The sequence below is a fragment of the Streptococcus australis genome, from assembly GCF_019930045.1.
Taxonomy (GTDB): domain Bacteria; phylum Bacillota; class Bacilli; order Lactobacillales; family Streptococcaceae; genus Streptococcus; species Streptococcus australis_D.
In genome coordinates, this window is record NZ_JAHZQQ010000120.1 from 1 (window position 1) to 855 (window position 855).

The 855-nt window shown below is 37.8% G+C and carries 1 protein-coding gene; it reads left to right on the forward strand.

Going from position 1 to position 855, the window contains the following annotated elements:
- Positions 1 to 180 precede the first annotated feature (180 nt).
- Entirely contained in the window at positions 181 to 717 is a 537-nt protein-coding gene (locus K1J10_RS10575) for an ABC transporter permease (RefSeq protein ID WP_223357342.1), read from the forward strand.
- Positions 718 to 855: the final 138 nt, after the last annotated feature.

The following is an 855-nucleotide window of genomic DNA, read 5'->3' on the forward strand; positions in this document are numbered from 1 at the left end:
AACAGCTGGAAGAACACTCGCTTAATCAGAGGAATGACTTTGTTGCACTTGACTTGACAATTGGGGATTTTTAAAATGTCATTAGATGCATGGAAGAATTCAGTGAATATCACATAGAAAATCGTTAATTCCAGCTTTTTAAGAAAAGCAAAATATTTTAGAAAATGTCAGGAGAAAATTATGACAGATCAACAGCTAAATTGTGAAACAAACCAAGACAAAGACGGAATGCCTGAAGAATCTATTCAGCAACGAATGGGGGATCAAGGCCTAGAAAATCCTGTTCAGCCACCAATGGCGTATCAAGGCCCGGAAAATCCTACTCAGCCATCAATGGCGGAACAAGGTTTAGAAAACTCTGCTCAGCCACAAATGGCGGAACAAGCCCCAGAAAATTCTGTTCCTAATAGGGGCCTTCTAACTCTTGTATTTTTCGTAAACATGGGTTTACTGATGCTTTTTATAGGTAGTGCTGTGTTAATGGGAGGATGGGCGATTGTCTTTTTGTTCTTTTTGGGCCCTTACCTTACTTGTTACATTGCTGCTACAGTCTTGCTTGGCATTGGAACGAAAACGGCTAATAAGACGATGCTATTTGTTTCAGTAACTCTCTATTTTGCGTCCATGCTTTTTGCTGGTGATCCAGCTTGGTTAGCTATTCAAATTCCATCTATGATTTCAACTGTCCTTGTATTAATAGGGACTTTGCTATTGTAAGGATTAGAGTTGGATAGTTGTTTAACAAAAAAAGATATAGTTTCAAACTATATCTTTTTCTTTTTATGATAAATTGCAAGAATAAGTGCAACATTTACTTGAACTCATCCTCTAGAGCTTCACAAGCAGTTCTGTAAG